This is a genomic window from Streptomyces sp. NBC_01288, assembly GCF_035982055.1.
Lineage (GTDB): Bacteria > Actinomycetota > Actinomycetes > Streptomycetales > Streptomycetaceae > Streptomyces.
On sequence record NZ_CP108427.1, the window covers coordinates 709,382 to 730,875 of the forward strand.

The 21,494-nt window shown below is 69.6% G+C and carries 20 protein-coding genes, 1 pseudogene and 1 riboswitch; of the genes and pseudogenes, 11 read left to right on the forward strand and 10 right to left on the reverse strand.

Going from position 1 to position 21,494, the window contains the following annotated elements:
- Window positions 1–23 precede the first annotated feature (23 nt).
- On the forward strand, window positions 24–1,394 hold the full coding sequence (locus OG194_RS03230; protein ID WP_327399286.1) for a S1 family peptidase: 1,371 nt from the start codon (window positions 24–26) through the stop codon (window positions 1,392–1,394).
- Window positions 1,395–1,555: 161 nt separating this feature from the next.
- Here the strand turns inward: OG194_RS03230 and OG194_RS03235 are convergent, their stop codons facing one another.
- Window positions 1,556–1,741, reverse strand: coding sequence for a hypothetical protein (locus OG194_RS03235; protein WP_327399287.1), 186 nt, complete (start codon window positions 1,739–1,741; stop codon window positions 1,556–1,558).
- 99 nt (window positions 1,742–1,840) lie between these two features.
- Window positions 1,841–3,001, reverse strand: a complete 1,161-nt coding sequence (locus OG194_RS03240) for an ROK family transcriptional regulator (protein ID WP_327399288.1) — start codon at window positions 2,999–3,001, stop codon at window positions 1,841–1,843.
- Window positions 3,002–3,183: 182 nt separating this feature from the next.
- On the opposite strand from OG194_RS03240, the gene OG194_RS03245 reads away from it, so the two are divergent.
- The 4 genes from OG194_RS03245 to OG194_RS03260 all read left to right on the forward strand — a co-directional run bounded on the left by OG194_RS03245 (window position 3,184) and on the right by OG194_RS03260 (window position 7,697).
- Window positions 3,184–4,101, forward strand: coding sequence for a carbohydrate ABC transporter permease (locus OG194_RS03245; RefSeq protein ID WP_327399289.1), 918 nt, complete (start codon window positions 3,184–3,186; stop codon window positions 4,099–4,101).
- A gap of 15 nt (window positions 4,102–4,116) precedes the next feature.
- Window positions 4,117–5,073, forward strand: coding sequence for a carbohydrate ABC transporter permease (locus OG194_RS03250; RefSeq protein WP_327399290.1), 957 nt, complete (start codon window positions 4,117–4,119; stop codon window positions 5,071–5,073).
- A gap of 10 nt (window positions 5,074–5,083) precedes the next feature.
- The gene (locus OG194_RS03255; RefSeq protein ID WP_327399291.1) at window positions 5,084–6,427 is read left to right on the forward strand and encodes an ABC transporter substrate-binding protein; all 1,344 of its coding nucleotides are present in this window, start codon (window positions 5,084–5,086) and stop codon (window positions 6,425–6,427) included.
- Window positions 6,428–6,497: 70 nt separating this feature from the next.
- Window positions 6,498–7,697 carry a Gfo/Idh/MocA family protein gene (locus OG194_RS03260; RefSeq protein WP_327399292.1) on the forward strand — a complete coding sequence of 400 codons (1,200 nt, stop codon included), beginning with the start codon at window positions 6,498–6,500 and terminating at the stop codon, window positions 7,695–7,697.
- Between the two features lie 32 nt (window positions 7,698–7,729).
- On the opposite strand, the gene OG194_RS03265 is transcribed toward OG194_RS03260, so the two are convergent.
- The gene (locus OG194_RS03265; RefSeq protein ID WP_327399293.1) at window positions 7,730–8,428 is read right to left on the reverse strand and encodes a L,D-transpeptidase family protein; all 699 of its coding nucleotides are present in this window, start codon (window positions 8,426–8,428) and stop codon (window positions 7,730–7,732) included.
- A 335-nt stretch (window positions 8,429–8,763) separates the two neighbouring features.
- Between OG194_RS03265 and proP the strand changes: the two genes are divergently transcribed.
- Together proP and OG194_RS03275 are read left to right on the forward strand one after the other, a co-directional pair.
- Entirely contained in the window at window positions 8,764–10,248 is a 1,485-nt protein-coding gene (gene proP / locus OG194_RS03270) for a glycine betaine/L-proline transporter ProP (protein ID WP_327406966.1), read from the forward strand.
- 85 nt (window positions 10,249–10,333) lie between these two features.
- Window positions 10,334–11,734: a pyridoxal phosphate-dependent decarboxylase family protein gene (locus OG194_RS03275; RefSeq protein WP_327399294.1), complete on the forward strand. Its 1,401-nt coding sequence runs from the start codon at window positions 10,334–10,336 to the stop codon at window positions 11,732–11,734.
- On the opposite strand, the gene OG194_RS03280 is transcribed toward OG194_RS03275, so the two are convergent.
- A complete protein-coding gene (locus tag OG194_RS03280; RefSeq protein ID WP_327399295.1) occupies window positions 11,708–12,511 on the reverse strand; it encodes an SDR family NAD(P)-dependent oxidoreductase in 804 nt (267 codons plus the stop codon). The two genes, OG194_RS03275 and OG194_RS03280, sit on opposite strands and share 27 nt — an antisense overlap.
- A 50-nt stretch (window positions 12,512–12,561) precedes the next feature.
- Here OG194_RS03280 and OG194_RS03285 point away from each other — a divergent pair.
- Window positions 12,562–13,092: pseudogene (locus OG194_RS03285) on the forward strand (hypothetical protein).
- A gap of 9 nt (window positions 13,093–13,101) precedes the next feature.
- On the opposite strand, the gene OG194_RS03290 reads toward OG194_RS03285, so the two are convergent.
- The 3 genes from OG194_RS03290 to OG194_RS03300 form a co-directional block, all read right to left on the reverse strand.
- Window positions 13,102–14,016, reverse strand: a complete 915-nt coding sequence (locus OG194_RS03290) for an SDR family oxidoreductase (protein WP_327399296.1) — start codon at window positions 14,014–14,016, stop codon at window positions 13,102–13,104.
- Between the two features lie 89 nt (window positions 14,017–14,105).
- Window positions 14,106–14,735: an MBL fold metallo-hydrolase gene (locus tag OG194_RS03295; protein ID WP_327399297.1), complete on the reverse strand. Its 630-nt coding sequence runs from the start codon at window positions 14,733–14,735 to the stop codon at window positions 14,106–14,108.
- On the reverse strand, window positions 14,735–15,823 hold the full coding sequence (locus OG194_RS03300; RefSeq protein ID WP_327399298.1) for an S-(hydroxymethyl)mycothiol dehydrogenase: 1,089 nt from the start codon (window positions 15,821–15,823) through the stop codon (window positions 14,735–14,737). Before OG194_RS03300 ends, OG194_RS03295 begins: the two co-directional genes overlap by 1 nt.
- Window positions 15,824–15,981: 158 nt before the next feature.
- Here OG194_RS03300 and OG194_RS03305 point away from each other — a divergent pair, with 158 nt between their 5' ends.
- A complete protein-coding gene (locus tag OG194_RS03305; protein ID WP_327399299.1) occupies window positions 15,982–17,736 on the forward strand; it encodes an ABC transporter ATP-binding protein in 1,755 nt (584 codons plus the stop codon).
- A gap of 79 nt (window positions 17,737–17,815) precedes the next feature.
- On the opposite strand, the gene OG194_RS03310 is transcribed toward OG194_RS03305, so the two are convergent.
- A complete protein-coding gene (locus OG194_RS03310) occupies window positions 17,816–18,112 on the reverse strand; it encodes a hypothetical protein (protein WP_327399300.1) in 297 nt (98 codons plus the stop codon).
- A 171-nt stretch (window positions 18,113–18,283) separates the two neighbouring features.
- On the opposite strand from OG194_RS03310, the gene OG194_RS03315 reads away from it, so the two are divergent.
- Window positions 18,284–18,649: a nuclear transport factor 2 family protein gene (locus tag OG194_RS03315; protein WP_327399301.1), complete on the forward strand. Its 366-nt coding sequence runs from the start codon at window positions 18,284–18,286 to the stop codon at window positions 18,647–18,649.
- A gap of 258 nt (window positions 18,650–18,907) precedes the next feature.
- A riboswitch (ZMP/ZTP riboswitch) is annotated at window positions 18,908–18,992 on the forward strand.
- 21 nt (window positions 18,993–19,013) lie between these two features.
- Window positions 19,014–19,862: a bifunctional 5,10-methylenetetrahydrofolate dehydrogenase/5,10-methenyltetrahydrofolate cyclohydrolase gene (locus tag OG194_RS03320; protein ID WP_327399302.1), complete on the forward strand. Its 849-nt coding sequence runs from the start codon at window positions 19,014–19,016 to the stop codon at window positions 19,860–19,862.
- Here the strand turns inward: OG194_RS03320 and OG194_RS03325 are convergent, their stop codons facing one another.
- Window positions 19,863–20,762 carry a CU044_5270 family protein gene (locus tag OG194_RS03325; protein ID WP_327399303.1) on the reverse strand — a complete coding sequence of 300 codons (900 nt, stop codon included), beginning with the start codon at window positions 20,760–20,762 and terminating at the stop codon, window positions 19,863–19,865.
- A gap of 114 nt (window positions 20,763–20,876) precedes the next feature.
- A complete protein-coding gene (locus OG194_RS03330) occupies window positions 20,877–21,398 on the reverse strand; it encodes an RNA polymerase sigma factor (protein ID WP_327399304.1) in 522 nt (173 codons plus the stop codon).
- Window positions 21,399–21,494: the final 96 nt, after the last annotated feature.

Here is a 21,494-nt window from a genome sequence, read left to right on the forward strand (position 1 = left end):
CGTTCGGGGTTCGGGAGCCAAGCATGAGGCACGCACGACGACGGGTCATCCGGCGAGTTACACGGTTGGCGTCCGTCGGCGGACTCCTGCTGGGAGGTGCCATGGTCACCCAGGCGGCCATGGCCAGTGAATCTTCCGGCACGTCCGCCGCCACGCTCAGCGCGCCGCAGACCCCTGCGGACAAGGGTTCCGCCCTGGTGGCGAAGCTCGGTTCGGCCCGTACGGCGGGCAGTTGGGTCGATTCGGGCGGCCGTACGGTGGTCGCGGTGACCGATGCGAAGACGGCGGCCGAGGTGACGAAGGCGGGCGCCGAGGCGAAGGTCGTGCGGTACAACATGAACGTGCTGAACTCGGCCGCCACCACGCTGAGTTCGGCGCCGAAGGTGCCGGGCACCGCGTGGGCGATGGACTACCGCAACAACAGGGTGCTGGTGGAGGCCGACAGCTCGGTCTCCACCGCCAACTGGAACGCGATGACGAAGGTCGCGTCCGGCATCGGCGCCTCGGTCCAGATGCAGCGCGCGCAGGGCAAGTTCACGACCCGGATCAACGGCGCGCAGCCGATCCTGTCGACCGGCGGACGCTGTTCTGCGGGCTTCAACGTGACCGACGGGACGAACGACTTCATCCTCACGGCCGGGCACTGCGGCCCTGTCGGGTCGATCTGGTTCGCCAACAACCAGGGCGACCAGCAGTTGGGCAAGACGGTCTCCGACAACTTCCCCGGCAGTGACTTCTCCCTGGTGCAGTACGCGAGCGGTTCGGCGGGCGACGGCGCGGACGTCGTCGCGATCGGCAACGGCAGCGGGGTGACGATCACGGGCCTGGCCGACGCGGCCGTGGGCGAGAAGGTGTTCCGCAGCGGCAGCACCAGCGGGTTGCACGACGGTGAGGTGACCGCGCTCAACGCGACGGTCAACTACCCGGAGGGCACGGTCACCGGTCTCATCCAGACCACGGTGTGTGCCGAACCGGGCGACAGCGGCGGCCCGTTGTTCGCCAACGGCATCGCGCTGGGCGTGACGTCGGGCGGCAGCGGTGACTGCACGGCGGGCGGTACGACGTTCTTCCAGCCGCTGACCAAGGCGCTGGCCGCGCTGAACGTGAAGCTGCTGGTGGCGCCGAAGACGGCCGCCTCGCCCGCGCCGTCCGCATCGGCCGCCGCCGGCGCCGCAGCCGCAGGCTCGGTCACGCCCGGGACCTCCGCGCCGGCGACGAACACCACGGCGGGTGAGTCGACGACGCTGGCGGCCCGGCTCACGGACCCGAAGAACGTGGGTCCCGGTCTGCTGGTCATCGCGGGAAGTCTGATCGCGCTGGTGGCGACGCGCTGGATCCGCGCCGAGCAGGACCGCAAGGCCTTCCAGCGGCACTACTCGGCGATGTGGGGCTGATCACTCAAGGGAGTTCGACTCAAGGGAACTCGACGGGGTGATCGGCTCGGGTCGGTCGGGTCTACAGGGGCTCGACCGGCTGGACCGGGGTCACGAGGAGGGCCGGGCGGCGAGCTACCGACAACGACAACGACACCTGCGTCGGTCGACAGCGGCGGCGCTCAGGCCGCCTCGGCCGGCTGGGGAGCCGCGGCGGCCCACTCCATCACAAGCCGTCGGTACTCCTCGCGCTGTTCGACGCTCAGTGTCCCGCCCGATCGGTGCCACAGGGCCCTGATCTCCTCGTTGACCTCGGCCGCCGATCGCTCGGTGGCTGATTCAACGCTGGTGGACATGGTGTGAAGCATACGTCGCCGAAGGTGAAGGCGATGTGAGTAATCATGAGTGAACCGGACATATCGGACCGTGTTGCTGATCACGTCATCTGTCAAGCCCCGTAACGCAATTCACACTTCGGCCACACCGAGCACCAGCACCTGGATTGCCAACACGGCTGCGCCACGCGCCCAGTCGTGGAAGTCGGACACCTTCGTCTCCACGTCGAGCGGGGCGGCCAGCGGATGCCGGTGGGCGCGGAGCGTGTCGTCCACCGTCTTGCCCGCCACGTCGATCAGGCCGACGCCCTCACCGGCGAGCAGGATCTTCTGCGGCAGCACGAAGTTGGCGATCTGGGCGACCAACGTGCCCAGCGCGCGGGCCGCTTCGTCGATGACACGGGCGGCCATGGGCTCACCGGCGGCGGCGCGGGCGAGGATCTCCTCGTAGCTCAGGTCGAGTCCGGTGGCGGCCCGGATCTGGTAGCGGATGCTGGGGATGGTCAACAGCGAGACGGCGCTGCCGCGTTGACCGGCGGGGGTGATCGGGCCGTTGGGGTCCAGGATCCAGTGGCGGCCGAACCCGCGGTCCTCCTCGGCGTACGGCACGCGCTTGCCGCCGAGGACGAGGCCGTAGCCGATGCCCGCGCCGATGGTGAGGACGACGAAGCGGTCGAGGCCGCGCCCGGCGCCGAACCAGGTCTCGGCCTCGACGAGGGCGGCCACGTCGTTCTCGACGACGACCGGCAACCCGGTGCGTTCCTCGACGAGTTGGGCCAGCGGGACGTCGCTCCACTGAAGGAAGGGCGACTCCCCCACCACGGCACGGTCCTGGACGAGTCCGCCGACGCCGATACCGATGCCGGTGAGCGTGGGGAACCGGGCGGTGAGTTCGCCGGTCATCTCGCCCAGCAGATCGGCCACTTGGGCGGGATCGTGGGTGGTGAGCGGCCGGTCGAGGCGGGCGACGATCTCGCTGCGGAGGGTGGTGACGACGCCGTAGACCATGTCCTCGGTGACCTTGAGGCCGAGGAAGGTGCGGGACTCCGCGACCACGTCGAGGGGTTGGGAGGGGCGGCCCTGGCGGACCTCGGCCGGGCCGCCGCCGTCGGGGACCTCGACCAGCAGGCCGGACTCGGTCAGCGGCTTGGTGAGACGGGTGAGGCTGCCCGCCGAGAGGTCGAGCCGGCGCGCGAGGTCGGTGCGCGACAGCGGGCCGTGCACGAGCACCTCGATCGCGACGGAGCGTTCACCGGGGCTCAGCGGCTGCCAGCTGGCGGCACGTGTGGTCATGAGGCTCACACTCCCACAAGGTTTCCCTCCCCGAGGTTTCTTTTCCTCTGGAAGTAACAGGGCCACTCTACGACCACAATCCCGCACAGCAAAGATGTCTGCACAGCTATTGACGCCTGGATTCTTTCGTGACGAAAGTAAGTGGCCCGAGGACGAGCCGTCGTAGACAAGGGAGTCTCCAGATGACCATCGCCTCAAGCAGTCCCCCGACCCGCAGGCCGCGGGCCCGTGAAGACAGCGGCGACGGTCGGCTGGCGGCGGTCTTCATCGCCCCTGCCCTGCTGGGCTTCCTGGTCTTCCTGCTCTGGCCGACCCTGCGGGGCATCTATCTGAGCTTCACCCGCTTCAACCTGCTGACCCCGGCGAAGTGGGTGGGCCTCGACAACTACGACCGGATGGTCCACGACCCCATCTTCTGGTCGTCGTTGAAGGTCACCGTCGAGTACGTGCTCATCAACATCGGCATCCAGACGGTCACGGCCCTCGCCGTCGCCGTTCTGCTCCAACGGCTCACCCAGTCCGCCCTGTTGCGCGGGATCGTGCTGACGCCGTACCTGATGTCGAACGTCGTCGCCGGCATCGTCTGGCTGTGGATCCTCGACACCCAGCTCGGCATCGGCAACGAGATCATCGGCGGGCTCGGCTTCGACCACATCCCCTTCCTCGCCGACAAGACCTGGGCGATCCCGACGATCGCCCTGATCAACGTCTGGCGGCACGTCGGCTACACCGCGCTGCTGCTGTTCGCCGGACTCCAGGCCATCCCGGGCGACATGTACGAGGCCGCGAAGGTGGACGGCGCGAGCGAGTGGCGCATGTTCTGGCGGATCACGATGCCGCTGCTGCGGCCGGTCCTCGCGGTCGTGCTGATCATGACGGTGATCGGTTCTTTCCAGGTGTTCGACACGGTCGCGGTGACCACCGCGGGCGGCCCGGCGAACGCGACGAACGTCCTCCAGTACTACATCTACGGCTCCGCCTTCGGGCGCTTCCAGTTCGGCTACGCGTCCGCGATGTCCGTGGCCCTGCTGATCGTGCTGAGCGCCATCACGTTCCTCCAGTACCGGCTCACCCGCGCCGGCCAGACCGACCTCGGCTGACCGGAAGGAGTCGACATGGCCACCCTGACCACCACACCCAATGTGCCCAACACCCCTACGACCACGGCGAAGCAGGAGGTCGTACGGCCGCCCAGGCCCCGGCCCTCCGTCGGCAAGGTCGCCGCCTGGGTCGCGATGGCCGCGATCATGCTGATCACCCTGCTGCCCTTCTACTGGATCCTGCGCACCGCGCTCTCCACCAACGCCGGTCTCGCCGCCCATCCCTCGGACCCGCTGCCGGTCGACTTCACCACCGGCGGTTTCGAGCGGGCGCTCGGCCTCCAGTCGACCAAGGAGGCGATCGCCCAGGGCGGTTCGGGCGGCGGACTGAAGTTCTGGCGCTATCTGCTCAACTCGGTGGTCGTCTCGACCCTGGTCACCGTCTGCCAGGTGTTCTTCTCCGCGATGGCCGCCTACGCCTTCGCCCGGCTCCGCTGGCGCGGCCGGGACCGCATGTTCGGTCTGTTCCTGGCCGGGCTGATGGTGCCGGCGATCTTCACCCTGCTGCCGAACTTCGTCCTCATCAAGCAACTCGGGCTCGTGGACACCTTGTTGGGGATCGCGCTGCCGACGATGTTCATGACGCCGTTCGCGGTGTTCTTCCTCAAGCAGTTCTTCATGAACATCCCGCGCGAGGTCGAGGAGGCCGCCCTGCTCGACGGCGCGGGCAAGGTCCGCGTCTTCTTCCGGGTCCTGCTGCCGATGGCGGCCACACCGGTCCTGACGCTGGGTGTGCTGACGTACATCACGTCCTGGAACGACTACTTCTGGCCGCTGATGGTGTCGTACAGCGACAGTTCGCGTGTGCTGTCGGTAGCGCTGGCGATCTTCCGCTCGCAGACCCCGCAGAGCGGCTACGACTGGTCGGGCCTGATGGCGGCGACCCTGATCGCCGCGCTCCCGATGCTCGTTCTCTTCGGGGTGTTCGCGCGCCGCATCGTGAGTTCCATCAGCTTCACCGGAATCAAGTAAGGGGCAGGGCATGCGATTTCGTACGGTCATGGCATTGACCGGGGCGCTCGCGCTGTCCCTGACGGCGGGCTGCGCCAAGGGCGACTCCGTGGGCTCGGCCTCGGACACGGTGACGTACTGGTTGTGGGACGCCAACCAACTCCCCGCCTACCAGGCCTGCGCGAAGGGCTTCGAGGAGCAGAACCCCGGACTCAAGGTGAAGATCACCCAGTTGGGCTGGGGCGACTACTGGACCAAGCTCACCGCGAGCTTCATCGCGGGCACCCAGCCGGACGTGTTCACCGACCACATCCAGAAGTTCGGCCAGTTCGCCGATCTGAAGGTGCTCCAGCCGCTGGACGACCTCGGCATCGACCCGGCCGCCTATCAGCCCGGACTCGCCGCCAACTGGCAGGGCCAGGACGGGCATCAGTACGGCGCGCCCAAGGACTGGGACACGGTCGCCCTCTTCTACAACCAGAAGATGGCCAAGTCGGCGGGGCTGAGCGCCGACCAGCTCGACAGCCTGTCCTGGAACCCGACGGACGGCGGCACCTTCGAGAAGGCCATCGCGCATCTGACCATCGACAGGAACGGCAAGCGCGGCGACGAACCGGGCTTCGACAAGCACCACGTCAAGGTGTACGGCATGGCCACCGGGGGCGCCGGCGACTCCGACGGCCAGACGACGTGGAGCCCCTTCACCGCCTCGGCCGGCTGGAACTACACGGACAAGACCCGCTGGGGCACGAAGTACCAGTACGACAGCAAGACCTACCAGTCGACGGTCAAGTGGTACTTCGGCCTGGCGAAGAAGGGCTATCTCGCACCGTTCACGGACTACAGCGACGGCGCGAACCCGCCCAACGTGCAGATCGCCGGGGGCAAGGCGGCGACCGCCTTCGACGGCGCCTGGATGATCTCCACGTACGCCGCGGCCAAGGGGATCAAGATCGGCACCGCGTACACCCCTACCGGTCCGACCGGGAAACGGGCGACCATGATGAACGGACTGGCCGACTCGATCACCAAGAACGCCCCCAACAAGGCGGGCGCGCGGAAGTGGGTGACCTACCTGTCATCGGACAACTGCCAGAAGACGGTGGGGAGTTACGGCATCGTCTTCCCCGCGACCCCGGACGGCACGAAGGCCGCCGTCGCCGCCTACAAGAAGAAGGGCATCGACGTCACGGCCTTCACCCGGCCGGTCGCCGACAAGAAGGACTTCGCCACCTTCTCCTTCCCGATCACCAACTACTCGGCCGACGTGTACGCGTTGATGCGCCCCGCCATGCAGGACGTCTACGCCAACGACGCACCGGTGAGCGGCCTCAGCAAGACCAACAAACAGATCAACTTCATCCTCGGCCAGTGATATTCGGTCAGTGATGTTCGTTCAGTGATTTCCGCTCAGGGAAATCCCCGTCAGAGAAGGACACGCACCCATGACGTTCTCCCTCGGCATCGTCGGAGCAGGCCAGTTCTCCGGCCAGTTCGCCCGACTGTTCCAGGCCCATCCCGGCGTGAGCGAGGTCTATGTGACCGACCTCCTGCCCGAGCGGGCGGAGCAACTGGTCGCCGAACAAGGGCTGGCGGGCACTTTCCCCACCTATGAAGCGATGCTGGAGTCGAAGGCCGTCGATGCCGTCGCGATCTTCACCCAGCGCTGGACGCACGGCCCCCTGGTCCTCCAGGGGCTCGGCGCCGGCAAGCACGTGTACTCCGCGGTCCCCATGGCGATCAGCACGGAGGAGATCGCGGCGATCATCGACGCGGTCCGGGCGACCGGACTGACGTACATGATGGGCGAGACCAGCCAGTACAACCCGGCGACCGTGCACGCCCGCAACCAGATCGCGGAGGGAGCCTTCGGGCGGATCTTCTACGCCGAGGGCGACTACGTCCACGACATGGATCTGGGGTTCTACGAGGCGTACCAGTACAGCGGCGGCGACAACTGGAAGGCCACCGCCAGCTATCCGCCGCTGCTGTACCCGACGCACTCGGTGGGCGGGGTGCTCGGCGCGTGGCAGACGCACGCGGTGAGCGTCTCGGCGATCGGGGTCGTGGACGAGCGCGGGGACGGGGTCTTCGACAAGGAGGTCAGCCAGTTCGGCAACGACTTCTCCAACGCCACCGCGCTCTTCGAGGTCGCGGGCGGCGGCTCGTTCCGTACGAACGAGTTCCGGCGGGTGGGCTATCCCTCGCAGATCCGGGAGTCGCGTTTCCGGTTCTTCGGGACGGACGCGAGCATGGAGCAGCTCGCGACGGTGGCCTTCTGGCAGGACAAGAAGGGCGTGCAGGACATCAGCGAGCTGTTGGAGCCCAAGCCCACCATGTCTCCTGACGACCCGTCACTTCAGCACATCGCGCCGGACCTCCGCGCCGCCTTCACCTCGGGTTCGGCGCCGGTGCACGACCGGTCGCGGCTGCCGCGGGAGTTCGACAACCTGCACAACGGCCATGAGGGCAGCCACCACTTCCTGGCGGACGACTTCGTGACCGCGGTCAACTCCCGCACCCTGCCCAGCGTGAACGCGTGGGTCGCGGCCCGCTACACCCTGCCGGGCATCATCGCGCACGACTCGGCACGGCAGGGCGGGGCGCGGCTGGAGATCCCGGACTTCGGGGACGCGCCCGAGTAACTGGGTCGGCACGCAAGCCGGGTGACTGTCTGTCAGGTCCCCGGCTTGCGGCCGTAGACGAAGACGTCGTCGCCGTTCTTCAGCAGCGACCAGTACTTCTTGGCAGTGGTCTTGGTCATGTTGACGCAGCCGTGCGAGCCCGGCGGGTTCCACATGCTGAGGCTGACCGAGTGGAAGGCCTGGCCGCCGTCGAAGAACTGGCTGTAGGGCATGGGCACGTTGTAGATGTTCGAGACGTGGTCGATGTCCCGCCAGTAGATCTTCTTCAGACCCGTGCGGGTCTCGTAGCCGTTGCGGCCGGTGCGCACCGGGACGGGGCCGTAGACGAGCCGGCTGCCGTCCTGGATCCAGCTGATCTGGAGCGTGAGGTTCACGCAGGCGATGCGGCCCTTGTTGGTCGGGCACTTGCCGGCCGCGTTGGGCTTGGTGCCCACGGCCTTCTGCTTGTTCATGAGGTCCATCACGCCCCAGGTGACGGATCCCGCGTAGCCGATGTTCGGCGTGATGCCGTGCTTGGTCTGGAATGCCTTGATGGCCTTGCAGTCGGCGGCGGACTGCTTCCCGTCGACCGGCCGGCCGAGGAACTTCTCGACCTGCTTCTGGTACGGCCCCTTCTGCGTCGTACAGCTCGTCGCCGCCTGCGCCGGAGCGCCGCCCAGCACGAGCGTGAGCGGTGCCACCAGCCCGGTGATACCGAGCGCTATGGCACCTCGTCTGCGTATGTCCCCCATGTCGGAACCTCCCCCTTCGCCGGAACTGCGATCTCTGCCAGCTAGACCGGTGCGCGGGCGACAGGGTTGTGGCCCGGGCCGGACCGCGACGAAACGGTGACATTCTCCGTCGCCCACCGGGCTCGGCGGAAGACGGCATCCGTAAGCGGACGGCGGGTTTCCGGGTGAGTCACACGGGTTACCTGTGCTCAATCAGGGTTTCCCCACCGCGCGGCGCGCGAAGCGGAACCAGCGACGACGACGCACAGGTGCACATGAGGTCAGACAAGCGGGACCCCGCAGGCCCGAACGACCCGCGACGTGGGCTCGGCTCGGGAAACGCGCGCACCGAGCGCATGGTGCGGACGCTGCTGCGCCGGCGCAAGAAGACCCTGAGCCCGGACGACGTGAAGGTGGCCGACCGGCCGGCCGTACGACGGGCCGTGTCGGCCGCGGCACTGGGCAACACCATGGAGTGGTTCGACTTCGGCGTCTACGCCTATGTCGCCTCGACCCTCGGCAAGGTCTTCTTCCCGGGCAGCTCACCGGGCGCCCAGGTCATCTCGACGTTCGCGACCTTCGCGGCGGCCTTCCTCGTCCGGCCGCTCGGCGGGCTCGTGTTCGGGCCCCTCGGTGACCGTGTGGGCCGCCAGAAGGTCCTCGCCGTCACCATGATCATGATGGCGATCAGTACGTTCGCGGTGGGATTCCTGCCGGGCTACAAGACGATCGGCCTGGCCGCGCCGGTCCTGCTGCTGCTCTGCCGGCTGGTGCAGGGCTTCTCGACCGGCGGCGAGTACGCCGGGGCCACCACCTACATCGCCGAGTACTCCCCCGACCGGATGCGCGGCTTCCTCGGCAGCTGGCTCGACTTCGGCACGTTCGTCGGCTACTCCCTCGGCTCCGGCCTGGTCACCGTCCTCACCGCCGCCCTGTCCGAGGACCAGATGGTCGACTGGGGCTGGCGGATCCCCTTCTACGTCGCGGGTCCGCTCGGGATCATCGGTCTCTACATGCGGCTCAGGCTGGAGGAGACGCCCGCGTTCCAGGAGGTCGAGGAGAAGCGCGGGGAGGAGGCCCGGATGTCCGGGAAGGGCCGCCTCAAGGAAGTGCTCACCGACCACTGGCAGGCCCTGCTCGTCTGTGTCGGTCTCGTCCTGCTCTACAACGTCACCAACTACATGGTGACCTCGTACCTGCCGACCTACATGAGTTCCACCCTCGGCGAGTCCGAACTCACCGCCCAGCTCCTGGTGTTGGGCACCATGGTGCTCGTCGCCCTCACCATCACCGTCGTCGGACGCTCCTCGGACCGGTACGGCAGGCGTCCCCTGTTCCTCTGGGGCGGCGGCGCCATGGTCGTCCTCTCGATCCCCGTCTTCCAGCTCATCCGCCAGGGCGGCATCGTGTTCCCCGCCATCGGCTGCGTGATCCTCGGCCTGTTCCTGGTCTGCTTCGCGGGCACGAGCGCCGCGACCCTCCCCGCGCTCTTCCCGACCCATCTGCGCTACGGCGGCCTGTCCCTGGCGTACAACTTCTCCGTCTCCCTGTTCGGCGGCACGACCCCGCTGATCGCCTCCGCACTGGTCGACGTGACCGGCAACGAACTCGTCCCCGCCTACTACCTCATGGTCGCGGGCGCGATCGGGGTGATCGCCGCCCTGTTCCTGCGCGAGACGGCACGCAAGCCGCTGCGCGGGTCATCGGCCATGGCGGCATCCGAGCAGGAGGCGCGCGAGATGGTCGCGCACAGCCGCACCCGTGCGGGCCGCCGGGCCCGCGACACCTGGCTGCGGCTGCGCCAGGGGCACCTGCCGCGCCGCTCCCACCGGGACGAGTGACACCGGCGCGCTCGGGTGTGATCCAGTCCAGTTCCGTCGAAGTGGCCCGATACCCCACGCGTGACCTCCGCCTACGCTGCCGCCCATGCACCCCACTCTCGCCGACGACCTCTCCCGGCTCCCCGCCCTCCTCCAGTCCGCCCGCGACATCGCCGCCCGTGAGTTGGACGGCATGGCCGAGCGGCCCGTCGTCCGGCTCGACAAGGCGCCCGACGGGGAGCCGCTGCCGATCGAGGGGGCGGGTGGCGAGGCGGCTCTCGCCCGCTTCGCCGAGCGGTGGGCGCCCGGGCTCTCGGGGTCGGCGGGCCCGCGCTACCTCGGCTTCGTGACCGGTGGTGCGACACCCGCGTCGGTCGCCGGGGACTGGCTGACCAGCGCGTACGACCAGAACGTGTCCGGCGCGGCCGGTTCCTGGGCGGCAGCCCTTGAGCGGGAGACGGTCGGCTGGCTGCGCGAGCTGTTCGGGCTCGGCGAGGCGCACTCGGGCGCCTTCGTCACCGGCGCGACCGTGTCCAACACGGTGGGTCTCGCCGTCGCCCGCGAATGGCTCGGCGAACGCCTGGGCGTGGACGTGTCCCAGGACGGCACCGCCGCGCTCGGCCCGGTCGACGTCCTCTCCGGCAGCCCGCACTCCAGCGTCTCGAAGGCACTCTCCGTGCTGGGCATCGGCCGCGACCGGATGCGGTATGTTCCCGTGCTCGCCGGGAACCGCGAAGCCGTCGACGTGGCCCAACTCGACTACGCTCTCGCCGAGTTGAAGGGCCGCCCGGCGATCGTCGTCGCGAACGCCGGCACGGTGAACACCGTCGACTTCGACGACCTGCGCGCGATCGCCGCCCTCAAGGAACGACACGACTTCTGGCTGCACGTGGACGCCGCGTTCGGCGGCTTCGCCGCTCTCTCCCCCGCGTACGCCCACCTCGTCGACGGCCTCGACGCGGCCGACTCGGTCTGCGTCGACCTCCACAAGTGGCTCAACGTGCCCTACGACGCGGCCGTCCAGTTCACCCGCCGCCGCGACCTCCAGACCAGGGTCTTCCACAACGCGTCCCCGTACCTCGGCCCGCCGACCGGCGACCCCGACTTCCTCCACCTCACCCCCGAGAACTCCCGCCGGCTGCGCGCCCTCCCCGCCTGGTTCTCCCTCATGGCCTACGGCCGCGCCGGGCACCGCGAGATCGTCGAGCGCAACGTCGCCCTCGCCCAGCGTCTCGGGGAGGGCATCGCCGCGCTCCCGGGCCTGCGACTGTCGGCGCCGGTCCGGCTGAACGTCGTCTGCTTCACCCTGGCCGAGAACCCCACGCAGGAGCGGGTGGCCGCCGTCGCGGAAGCCGTGGCCGCCACCGGCGAGGCGTTCCTGACGCCGACGGTCTACGACGGGACACCCGCGCTGCGTGCCGCGTTCAGCAACTGGCGTACGTCCGAGGCCGATACGGACCGGGTACTGGCGGCGCTTGCCTCACTCCCCCTTGGCCCCGCGCTCTGAAAGGGCCTGTAGGAAACCGGAGTTGACCGCGGTGAGCCCTCCGTCGACCGCGAGGGTGGTGCCGGTGATCCAGGAGGCGTCCCGCGAGGCGAGGAACGCGACTGCCGCGGCGATGTCCTCGGGCTCGCCGACCCGGCCGAGCGGATACAGGCCCCTCACCGCGTCCAGTTCGGCGTCCCGGCCCTCCCACGCCGAGGTCCGTACCGTGCCAGGCATCACCAGATTGACCCGCACGCCCCGCCGGCCGGCGTGCCCGGCGAGGGTGCGGGTCAGCGAGGTGAGTCCGGCCTTGGCCGCGCTGTAGGCGTGGTTGCCGAAGTCCTGACTGCCGTTCACGGAACCGATGTTGACGATCGCCCCGCGCCCCGAGGCGACCAGGTACGGGAGGGCGGCGCGGCAGCAGCGGTACGTCCCCGTCAGCGTGATGTCGAGGTCGCTCGCCCACTCGTCGTCGGGCTCGTCCTCGAAGAGCGGGAGGTCGGGCGTGCAGTGCGCGGCGCTGTTGACCAGGACGTCGAGCGCCCCGAAGGACTCGACGGCCCGGGCGACGGCCCGCTCCACCGCCTCCCGGTCCCCCACATCGCAGCCGAACGCCTCGGTCGCCAGGCCGAGTTCACGCAGCGCCGCCGCCGTCCTCTCCGCCTCGGGCAGATCGACATCGGTCACCAGAACCCGCGCCCCCTCCTCAGCGAGCCGCCGGGAGACGGCCGCGCCGATGCCGCGGGCCGCACCGGTGACGAGAACTCCGTACCCCTCGAAGCGCGTTGTGTCGGTCATGGTCCCGAACGTACTGCCGGAGCGATCAACTCGGCAGATAGCGTGCGGACATGCACGCGTTCCTACAGCAACTGCCCGCGCTCATCGGCGTCGTGATCGGCGCCCTCGGCTCGTATGTGGCGATCGTGCGGGGCGATCGGGCGAGGTTCCGCCGTGAGCGGGCGGCCCGTTGGGAGGAGCGGCGGCTGGAGGTGTACGCCGAGTACGCCCGGACGCTGAAGAGGTCCGTGACCCTGGCCTACCGGGTCGCGTCCCATCTCGGCAACGACCCGCACCCCCATCCGCTGAGCCTGACGGAGGCGGAACCGCTGCTGGCCGAGGCGACCGTGGGCCGCGATCCCTCCGGTGAGGCGCTGATCCTGCTGGGAAGTCCGGAGGTGGTGGAGGAGGAGGCCCGGACGTGGGTCAGCGCGGTGATGGAGATGGAGCGGTTCATGCGCACGGAGACCCACGCCCCGGACGCGTGGCGGGAGTTGATGGACCGTCAGTGAGCGGGCCGCGAGGGCTACTACGCGGCCGTACGCGAAGACCTGGCGCTCCCGCCCGGCCACTCGGGCCGCTGGCTGACGACCCAGGAGTGACCTCGTACGTCAGCGGTATCCGGTCACGTCCGCCGCTTTCCCCACGTCCTGCACCTCGACCAGGTACCGCCACGCGTCGGGGCGGCTGCCGTCGAGGTCCGTGAAGCCGTACACGGGGGCGAGTCCGCCGCTGGACAGCGACTGCCCGTTCCAGCGGGCCACTTCGGGGTCGGCGGCGAGGGCGGCGACGGCGCGGCCGACGTAGCGCGGGGTCTCCGAGATGGCGAAGTGGGGGACGCGTTCCAGGGCGTCGCGCCAGTTGTCCTCGCGCACGCCGAACTGGTCGAGCATGATCTCCGAGCGCAGCCAGCCCGGAGTCAACGCGACGGCGGTGGCGCCGCGTCGACCGAGTTCGTGACCGAGGGCGAAGGCCATGCGCAGGACGGACGACTTGGCGAGGTCGTAGAAGAAGGAGACGCGGTAGGTGTCGCGGTTGTACTCGGCGGTCCCGTCGGTCATCTCGACGACCAGGCCGCCGGGTCGGCGCAGCAGCAGGGGCAGCGCGTGGTGGCTGGTGATCGCGTGCGTCTCGACCGCCAGCCGGAGGAGTCGTAGACCCTTGTCGAGGTCGTGTTCCCAGACGGGGGTGTCCCAGGCGAAGAGGTGCTCGCCGCCCCAGATGTCGTTGACGAGGAGGTCGAGGCGGCCCTGTTCGTCGTCGATGCGGTCGACGAGGGCCCGTACGGCCGAGGGCTCCAGGTGGTCGGTGGGTGCGGCGATGCCCTGGCCGCCGGCCGCGGTGACGAGGTCGGCGGTGTCCTCGACGGTCTCGGGCCGGTCGTACTCGGAGCGCTGCGCGCGGGTGCTGCGACCGCTCACGTAGACCGTGGCGCCGGCCGCGCCCAGTTCCACGGCGATCCCGCGTCCCGCTCCGCGCGTCGCTCCCGCGACCAGCGCGACCTTGCCTTCCAGTGGACCCGGCATGTCCGGCCTCCCGTGCTCGTTCGACTCGCTGTCATGTCGATCGTGCAGGAGAAACCGGACACCTTCTGTCGGGATTTGGCGGGTGTCTCTCAGTGCCCCCGCGCGATCCACTCCTCCAGGTGCGCGGACTCCGCCCCAACGGTCGTCGAGTCGCCGTGCCCGGTGAGCACCTTCGTCTCGGCCGGGAGGGTGAGCAGCCGGTCGCGGATGGAGTCGATGATCGTCGGGAAGTGGGAGTACGACCGTCCCGTGGCGCCCGGTCCGCCGTGGAAGAGCGTGTCGCCGGTGAAGACCGTGCCGAGCCCGGGGTCGTACAGGCACACCGCGCCGGGCGCGTGCCCCGGCGTGTGCAGCACCTTCAGGTCGGCGCCCGCGGCCTCGATCACCTGGCCGTCGGCGAGATGGGCGTCGGGGTCGCGGTCGGGGTGGGTCTGCTTCCACAGGGGCAGGTCGTCGGGGTGCAGCCAGATCGTGGCGCCGGTGCGGTCGGCGAGTTCGGGCGCCGCGTCGATGTGGTCGTTGTGGGCGTGGGTGCAGATGATGGCGGTCAGCCTGCGGTCGCCGATCGCGGCGAGGATGGCGTCGGCGTCATGGGCGGCGTCGATGACGACGACCTCGTGGTCGTCGCCCACGATCCACACGTTGTTGTCGACGTCCCAGGTACCGCCGTCGAGGCTGAACTGCCCGGAGGTGACGAGGTGTTCGATGCGAGCGCCCATCACAGCTCCACCACCGAACGCAGCACATCGCCGCCGTGCATCCGCTCGAACGCCTTCTCCACCTCGTCGAGCTGGATCGTCTCCGTGACGAACGCGGCCAGATCCAGGCGCCCTTGCTGATGCAGATCGATGAGCATCGGGAAGTCCCGGGAGGGCAGACAGTCGCCGTACCACGACGACTTGAGCGAACCACCACGCCCGAAGACGTCCAGCAACGGGAGTTCGAGCTTCATCTCCGGGGTCGGGACACCGACGAGGACGACCGTGCCCGCCAAGTCGCGGGCGTAGAAGGCCTGTTTGTACGTCTCCGGGCGGCCGACCGCCTCGATGACGACGTCGGCGCCGAAGCCACCGGTGAGTTCGCGGATGGCCTCGACAGGGTCATTGGCCTTGGAGTTGACGGTGTGCGTGGCCCCCATGGAGCGGGCCTTCTCCAGCTTCCGGTCGTCGATGTCCACGGCGATGATCCGCGCCGCGCCGGCGAGCCGGGAACCGGCGATCGCCGCGTCACCGACACCACCGCAACCGATGACCGCGACCGTGTCACCGCGCCCGACGTTGCCGGTGTTGATGGCCGCGCCGATGCCGGCCATCACGCCACAGCCCAACAGCCCGGCGACCGCGGGAGAGACGGCCGGATCGACCTTGGTGCACTGTCCGGCGGCGACCAGCGTCTTGTCGGCGAAGGCTCCGATGCCCAGGGCCGGAGAGAGTTCCTGGCCGGTCGAGGCGAGGGTCATCTTCTGCTTGGCGTTGTGGGTGTTGAAGCAGTACCAGGGGCGGCCACGCAGACAGGCGCGGCAATTCCCGCACACGGCACGCCAGTTGAGGATCACGAAGTCGCCGGGGGCCACATCGGTGACGCCCTCGCCGACCGACTCGACGATGCCGGAGGCCTCGTGGCCGAGCAGGAAGGGGTAGTCGTCGCTGATGCCGCCCTGTTTGTAGTGCAGGTCGGTGTGACAGACCCCGCAGGCCTGTACCTTCACCACGGCCTCACCGGGTCCGGGGTCGGGTACGACGATCGTCTCGACCCGGACCGGCTCGTTCTTGCCCGGTGCGATCACGCCGCGTACTTCCTGCGCCATGGTCCTGAACCCTTTCGTCGCCGTTGTCCCTGCCTCCGACCCTACGCGTGACTGATCGGTAAGGGCACGCTGACGTCCCGGCCATGCGTCCTGCCCCTCACCGGGATCAATGGCGGCCGACGTAGCCTGAATGTTCCGACCGACTCCCGAGGAGCGCCGTGAGCATCGCAGGGACTCAGAGCGGTCCGCCGGCCTGGCGGTTGCTCCTCGACTACGTACGGCCGCACCGCTGGGCCCTGTTGGCGGGCGCGCTGCTCTCGTTGGTCACCGGGGGCACCGGGTTGCTGTTGCCGCTGGTGGCGCGGGGGCTCATCGACGACCTCTCGCACGACCGGACGATCACCGGGGCGCTGCTCGCGATGTCGGCGCTGGTGGTCGCCAACGCGGCTCTGGGCGCGCTGGGTTCATACGTTCTGCGGCGTACCGCGGAGTCGGTGGTGCTCGGTGCGCGGCGCACCCTGTCGTCGTATCTGCTGCGGTTGCGGATCTCCGCCGTGGACCGCAGCGAGCCCGGCGACCTGATGGCGCGCATCACCTCGGACACGACCCTGCTGCGCGAGGTCACCACGGACTCACTCGTCGGGCTCGGCACCGGAGGGCTCACGCTCGTCGCAACTGTCGTCATGATGGGCCTGGTTGACCCGGTTCTGCTGGGCGTCACCCTCGCCGTGATCGCGGGCGCGGGCACCGTGCTCACCCTGATCCTGCCGCGCATCAACCGGGCCAGCCGGCAGGCACAGGACGCGGTCGGCGTGATGGGCGCCTCGCTGGAGCGGATCCTGGGCGCGCTGCGCACGGTGAAGGCGTCCGGCGCCGAGGAGCGCGAGGAACGCACCCTGCACGCGGCGGCCGAGGAGTCGTGGCGGCAGAGTGTGCGGGCCGCCAAGTGGAGCGCCGCCGCGGGCAATACGGCAGCACTGTCGATGCAGGTCGCCTTCATCACCGTCCTCGCGGTGGGCGGAGCACGCGTGGCGACGGGTGCGATCGACATCGGCACGCTGGTCGCCTTCCTCCTCTACGTCTTCTATCTCATGCAGCCGATCCAGCAGGTCGTCGGCGCGATCACGCAGTACCAGACGGGCACCGCGGCCCTCTCCCGCATCCAGGAGGCGCTGCACCTCCCCGCCGAACCCCCGTCCCCGCCCGCCCAGTTGCCCTCCCCCGGCGCCGAACCCGCGGCCCTCGCCTTCGACGACGTCCGCTTCCGCTACGCCGACGACCTCCCCTACGTCCACCACGGCGTGACCTTCGAGGTACCGGCCCAGGGCATGACGGCGTTCGTCGGCCCGTCCGGCGCGGGCAAGACCACGGTGTTCTCCCTCATCGAGCGTTTCTACGACCCCGAGTCCGGCGCGATCACCCTCGACGGCCGGGACCTCGCCGGGTGGGAACTGTCCCGACTCCGGTCCGCCATCGGCTATGTGGAGCAGGACGCCCCGGTCCTGTCGGGTTCCCTGCGCGACAACCTGGTGCTCGGCAACCCGGACGCGGACGACGACGCCGTCACCCGCGTCCTGAAGACGACCCGCCTCGACGGCCTCATCGCCCGCCTCCCGAAGGGCATCGACACCCTGGTCGGCCACCGGGGCACCCGCCTCTCGGGCGGCGAACGCCAGCGTGTGGCCATCGCCCGCGCCCTGCTGCGCCACCCCCGCCTGCTCCTCCTCGACGAGGCGACCTCGCAGCTCGACGCGGTGAACGAGGCGGCCCTGCGCGACACCGTCGCCGATGTGGCCCGTACGACGACGGTCCTGGTCGTGGCGCACCGGCTGTCCACGGTGACGATGGCCGACCGGATCGTGGTCATGGACGCGGGCCGGGTCCGCGCGGTGGGCACGCACCGGGAACTGGTGACCGCCGACCCGCTCTACGCGGAGCTGGCGGCGACGCAGTTCCTGGCGACGGCGGGCTGACTTCGCAAAACGGCTGAGGGCCGCCCGCTTCCGGACGGCCCTCAGGGCCTGCGTGCTCCGCGGGATCAGTACCGCGGGCTCACGGCTCGATGCTGGGGAGGAGTCCCGTGACCGGCGCGGTCATGTCAGTGACCTGGTGCAACTGCTGGAGGTCGTTCAGGTGGTTCATGCCCTGAAGCTGACTGGCGACCTTCGGGATCTCCGCCTGGTGCTCGGCGGGGATCTCACTCACCGCGAGCGAGTCCAGCAGGGCGACCGGGCTGACCTTGCCGTCCTTGAAGGCGGGCGCGTCGGCGGCGTTCGCCATCGGCGCGACGAGGCCGGTGACCCCGACGGCGAGACCAACGGCGGCGGCAATACGTCGTGTTGAGATCATGCCCTCAGCAACGCGGCCGGTCCCCGCGCGGTCACGGGCACCGGGCACCCCTCACCCGTCAGGCGGAGCGCGCCGCCCGGTTTGCCGACACCGGCGCGACGGAGGATTCTCGTAGGAGAGGCCCGCCGCGGCTCGCTCCTGTTCGGGCCGCGGCCCTCCGAGGAGGTCACCATGGGCACCGCGGCACGCCCCGGCTTCGACACCGAAGCGCTGCGCCGGGGCATCGAAGACCACACGACGGCGACACTGCTGTCGCTCTACGCGGACGACGCCGAGATCCACGTCGTCGACCACCAGACCCAGCCCAGCCACCCCAAGGTCCTGCACGGCCGGGACGAGATCGGCGCGATGCTCGCCGACGTCTACAGCCGCGACATGACCCACAAGCTGGAGGAGTGCGTCGTACAGGGGGACCGGGTCGCCTACAGCGAGTCCTGTCAGTACCCGGACGGGGCCCGGGTCCTCGCCGAGTCGATGCTCCTGCTGGAGGACGGCAAGATCACCCGGCAGACCATGATCCAGGCATGGGACGGCTAGCGCGGCTGGTGCCGAAGGTCCACATCGACACCCGCCTGACCTGGACCTTCTCGGCGACAACAGCACCCGCGCGGTCCGCTGCGACGCGACGCCGAGCACCGGTTTCCGCAGCGGGCCTGCGGGCGTCCGCCGCGCTGCTGGGGTCGATGCTGCGAGCGGCACGGTCCCGCCCGCTCCCCACACCACCGGCTGGTCGGACCCGGCACGTCCGGCGTCGGTGAGCGGGCCCTGACGGCCGTGGACCCGTCGGTTACGCTGTTCGTGGGTCGTGACTGGCGCTGAGGTGGAGCACCACCGTGGAGCGGCCCACGCGGAGTCGATGCCGTGCGCCTGGGCGATTGGTCAACCAGCTCAGGAGTGGATCATGTCTCAGGCACGGCTCATGGACGGCACCGCGCTCGCCCGGCGCATCGTCGAGGACACCGCGAAGAAGGCCGCCGACCTCACGGAGCGCACCGGTACGGCGCCCTGTCTGGCGACGGTTCTGGTCGGCGCGGACCCGGCCTCCGTCACCTACGTCCGGATGAAGCAGAACCGCAGCCGCAAGGCCGGTATCGAGTCCCGGCACGTGGAACTGCCAGCCACCACGACCACCGCCGAACTGGTCGGCACCCTCGACGCCCTCTCCGCCGACCCCACCGTGCACGGCATCCTGCTCCAGCACCCGATGGGTGAACACATCGACGAGCGGGCCGCGTTCGAGGCGATCGCGGCGGAGAAGGACGTGGACGGCGTCACCTTCGCGTCGTTCGCGTCGATGAGCTTCGGCCTGCCGGGCTTCGTGTCCTGCACGCCCGGCGGCATCATGCGGCTGCTCGACGAGTACGGCGTCGACCCGTCCGGCAAGCGGGCCGTCGTCGTCGGCCGCAGCGCGATCCTCGGCAAGCCGGCCGGGATGCTGCTCCTGGCCCGCGACGCGACCGTCACCTACTGCCACTCCCGCACCCGGGACCTGTCGGCGGTGGTCCGCGAGGCGGACATCGTGGTCGCCGCCGTGGGCCGCCCCCGGCTGATCCGCGGCGAGGACATCAAGCCCGGCGCGGTCGTCATCGACGCCGGCTACAACGCGGGCAACATCGGTGACGTCGACTTCGAATCCGCCGCCGAACGCGCCTCGTTGATCACGCCGGTGCCGGGCGGCGTCGGCCCGATGACGATCGCCACGCTCCTGGAACAGACGGTGACCGCCGCGGCCCGGCAGCTCGGGGTGTGATCAGCGCGTCCACGCGCTGTAGTCCATGACGTCCCCGGCCTTGACGCCGTACTCGGGCTGGTCCTTCGTGAAGGTGCTCTCCATTCCGAGAACGGCGCCGGTGGCCGGGTCCATGATCAGCATCAGGCGGGTGGCGGGCTGCTGATAGACGTACGCCTGCCCGTGCCGCCCGAGCCGGTCGGTCACCTCCCCCACCGGCCGCAGCCCGTCCGCCCCCGCGAGCAGTCGCGCCAACGCGGCAGACTCACGCGCCCCGAGCGTCCACTCGTCAAGCAGCTCCCCCACGGCCGACAGGAGTTCGGGGGTGGTCAACGGCGCCTTGCTGTACGCCGTCTCCCGGAGGTACGCCCGCAGTCCGGCCACGTCGTGCGGGGGCCGGGCATCGGGCGGGACATCGCTCCAACTCGGCGGAAACGTCGTCTCCTTGAGGACATGCCCGTCCTCGACGACACGTTCCGTGTGACTGGCGTCCGCGTTCCAGCGCACGATGCGTTCCTCGGGGATGGTGACCGGCGGCTTGTCGTCGGACATGCCGAGACTCCACGACTGCACGTGAGTTCCCCTGCGCAGAACGGGAGTTCCGTCGGCCGCGGTCGCCACGGCGAGGGCGGCGAGCTGCTTCAGCGATACGGGCGTGGAGTGCGCCTGCACGACCAGGGCGCGGGGAGCAGCCACCGCCGGGGTACTGCTCGGCCCACCCAGCACGAGGGTGAGTACGGTCGCGGCAACGGCAGCGGTGGCCGCAAGGCTCCAGAGCAGCCGCCGACGCTGTGAACGCCGTTCGTACAGCAGCCTGTTGAGCCCGCGCTCCGCGTGATGATCGAGCGGCCCGTCGCCATAGAGGGGCCCATCGCTCGTGAACGGGTTGGCGCTACGCAGGAGTTCGAGTTCGTCACCCATGGCATTGATCCTTCAACGGGCTAGTTGCAGCACCCCAAAGGGGCGCGGGGAACTGCGCGACCAGCCACGACGCACCCGCAGCCAACCAACAACACATCGCGGCACTCTCAACGGTCATCGCCCCGCCCCTCCAAGCACCGCGAGCCGATCGATCTCCGCTCTCAACCGCCGCCGTGCCCGATGCAACCGCATCGCCGCAGCCCGCACCCCACACCCCAGAACCACGGCAACCTCCTCCACACCCAGTTCCTCCCACGCCGTAAGCCTCAACACCTCCTGGTCGCCCGACGACAACCGCGCCAACGCCTCGTGCACCCAACCGCCGGGGGCATCCGCATCGGGCCCGGCCACAACCTGCCGCCCGTGCGCGCGATCGTCGTTGCCCAGCCGATCGACAAGCCGACGCCGCCGCCCGTACCCACGCACCGCATTGGCCAGGCAGTTACGGGCCACGCCGTACAGCCAGGGCAACGGGGCCGCCGGCAGATCCGCACGGCGGCGCCAGGCGACGGTGAAGACCTCCGCCACCACTTCCTCGACCTCGCTGCTCCGCCCGTCCAGTCGCCGCGCAACATAGCGGCTGACCGCCCAGTAGTGCTCGCGATAGGCAGCGGCGAAGTCCTCGTCGTTGCTCATGTTCCGTTCGTGTCCGGCACCGGGGCGATCGTCACACCCGATTTCGTGATTCTCCTCGCGTCCGTCGAGTGTGACGTGCGGGCGGCGCGCGGACAC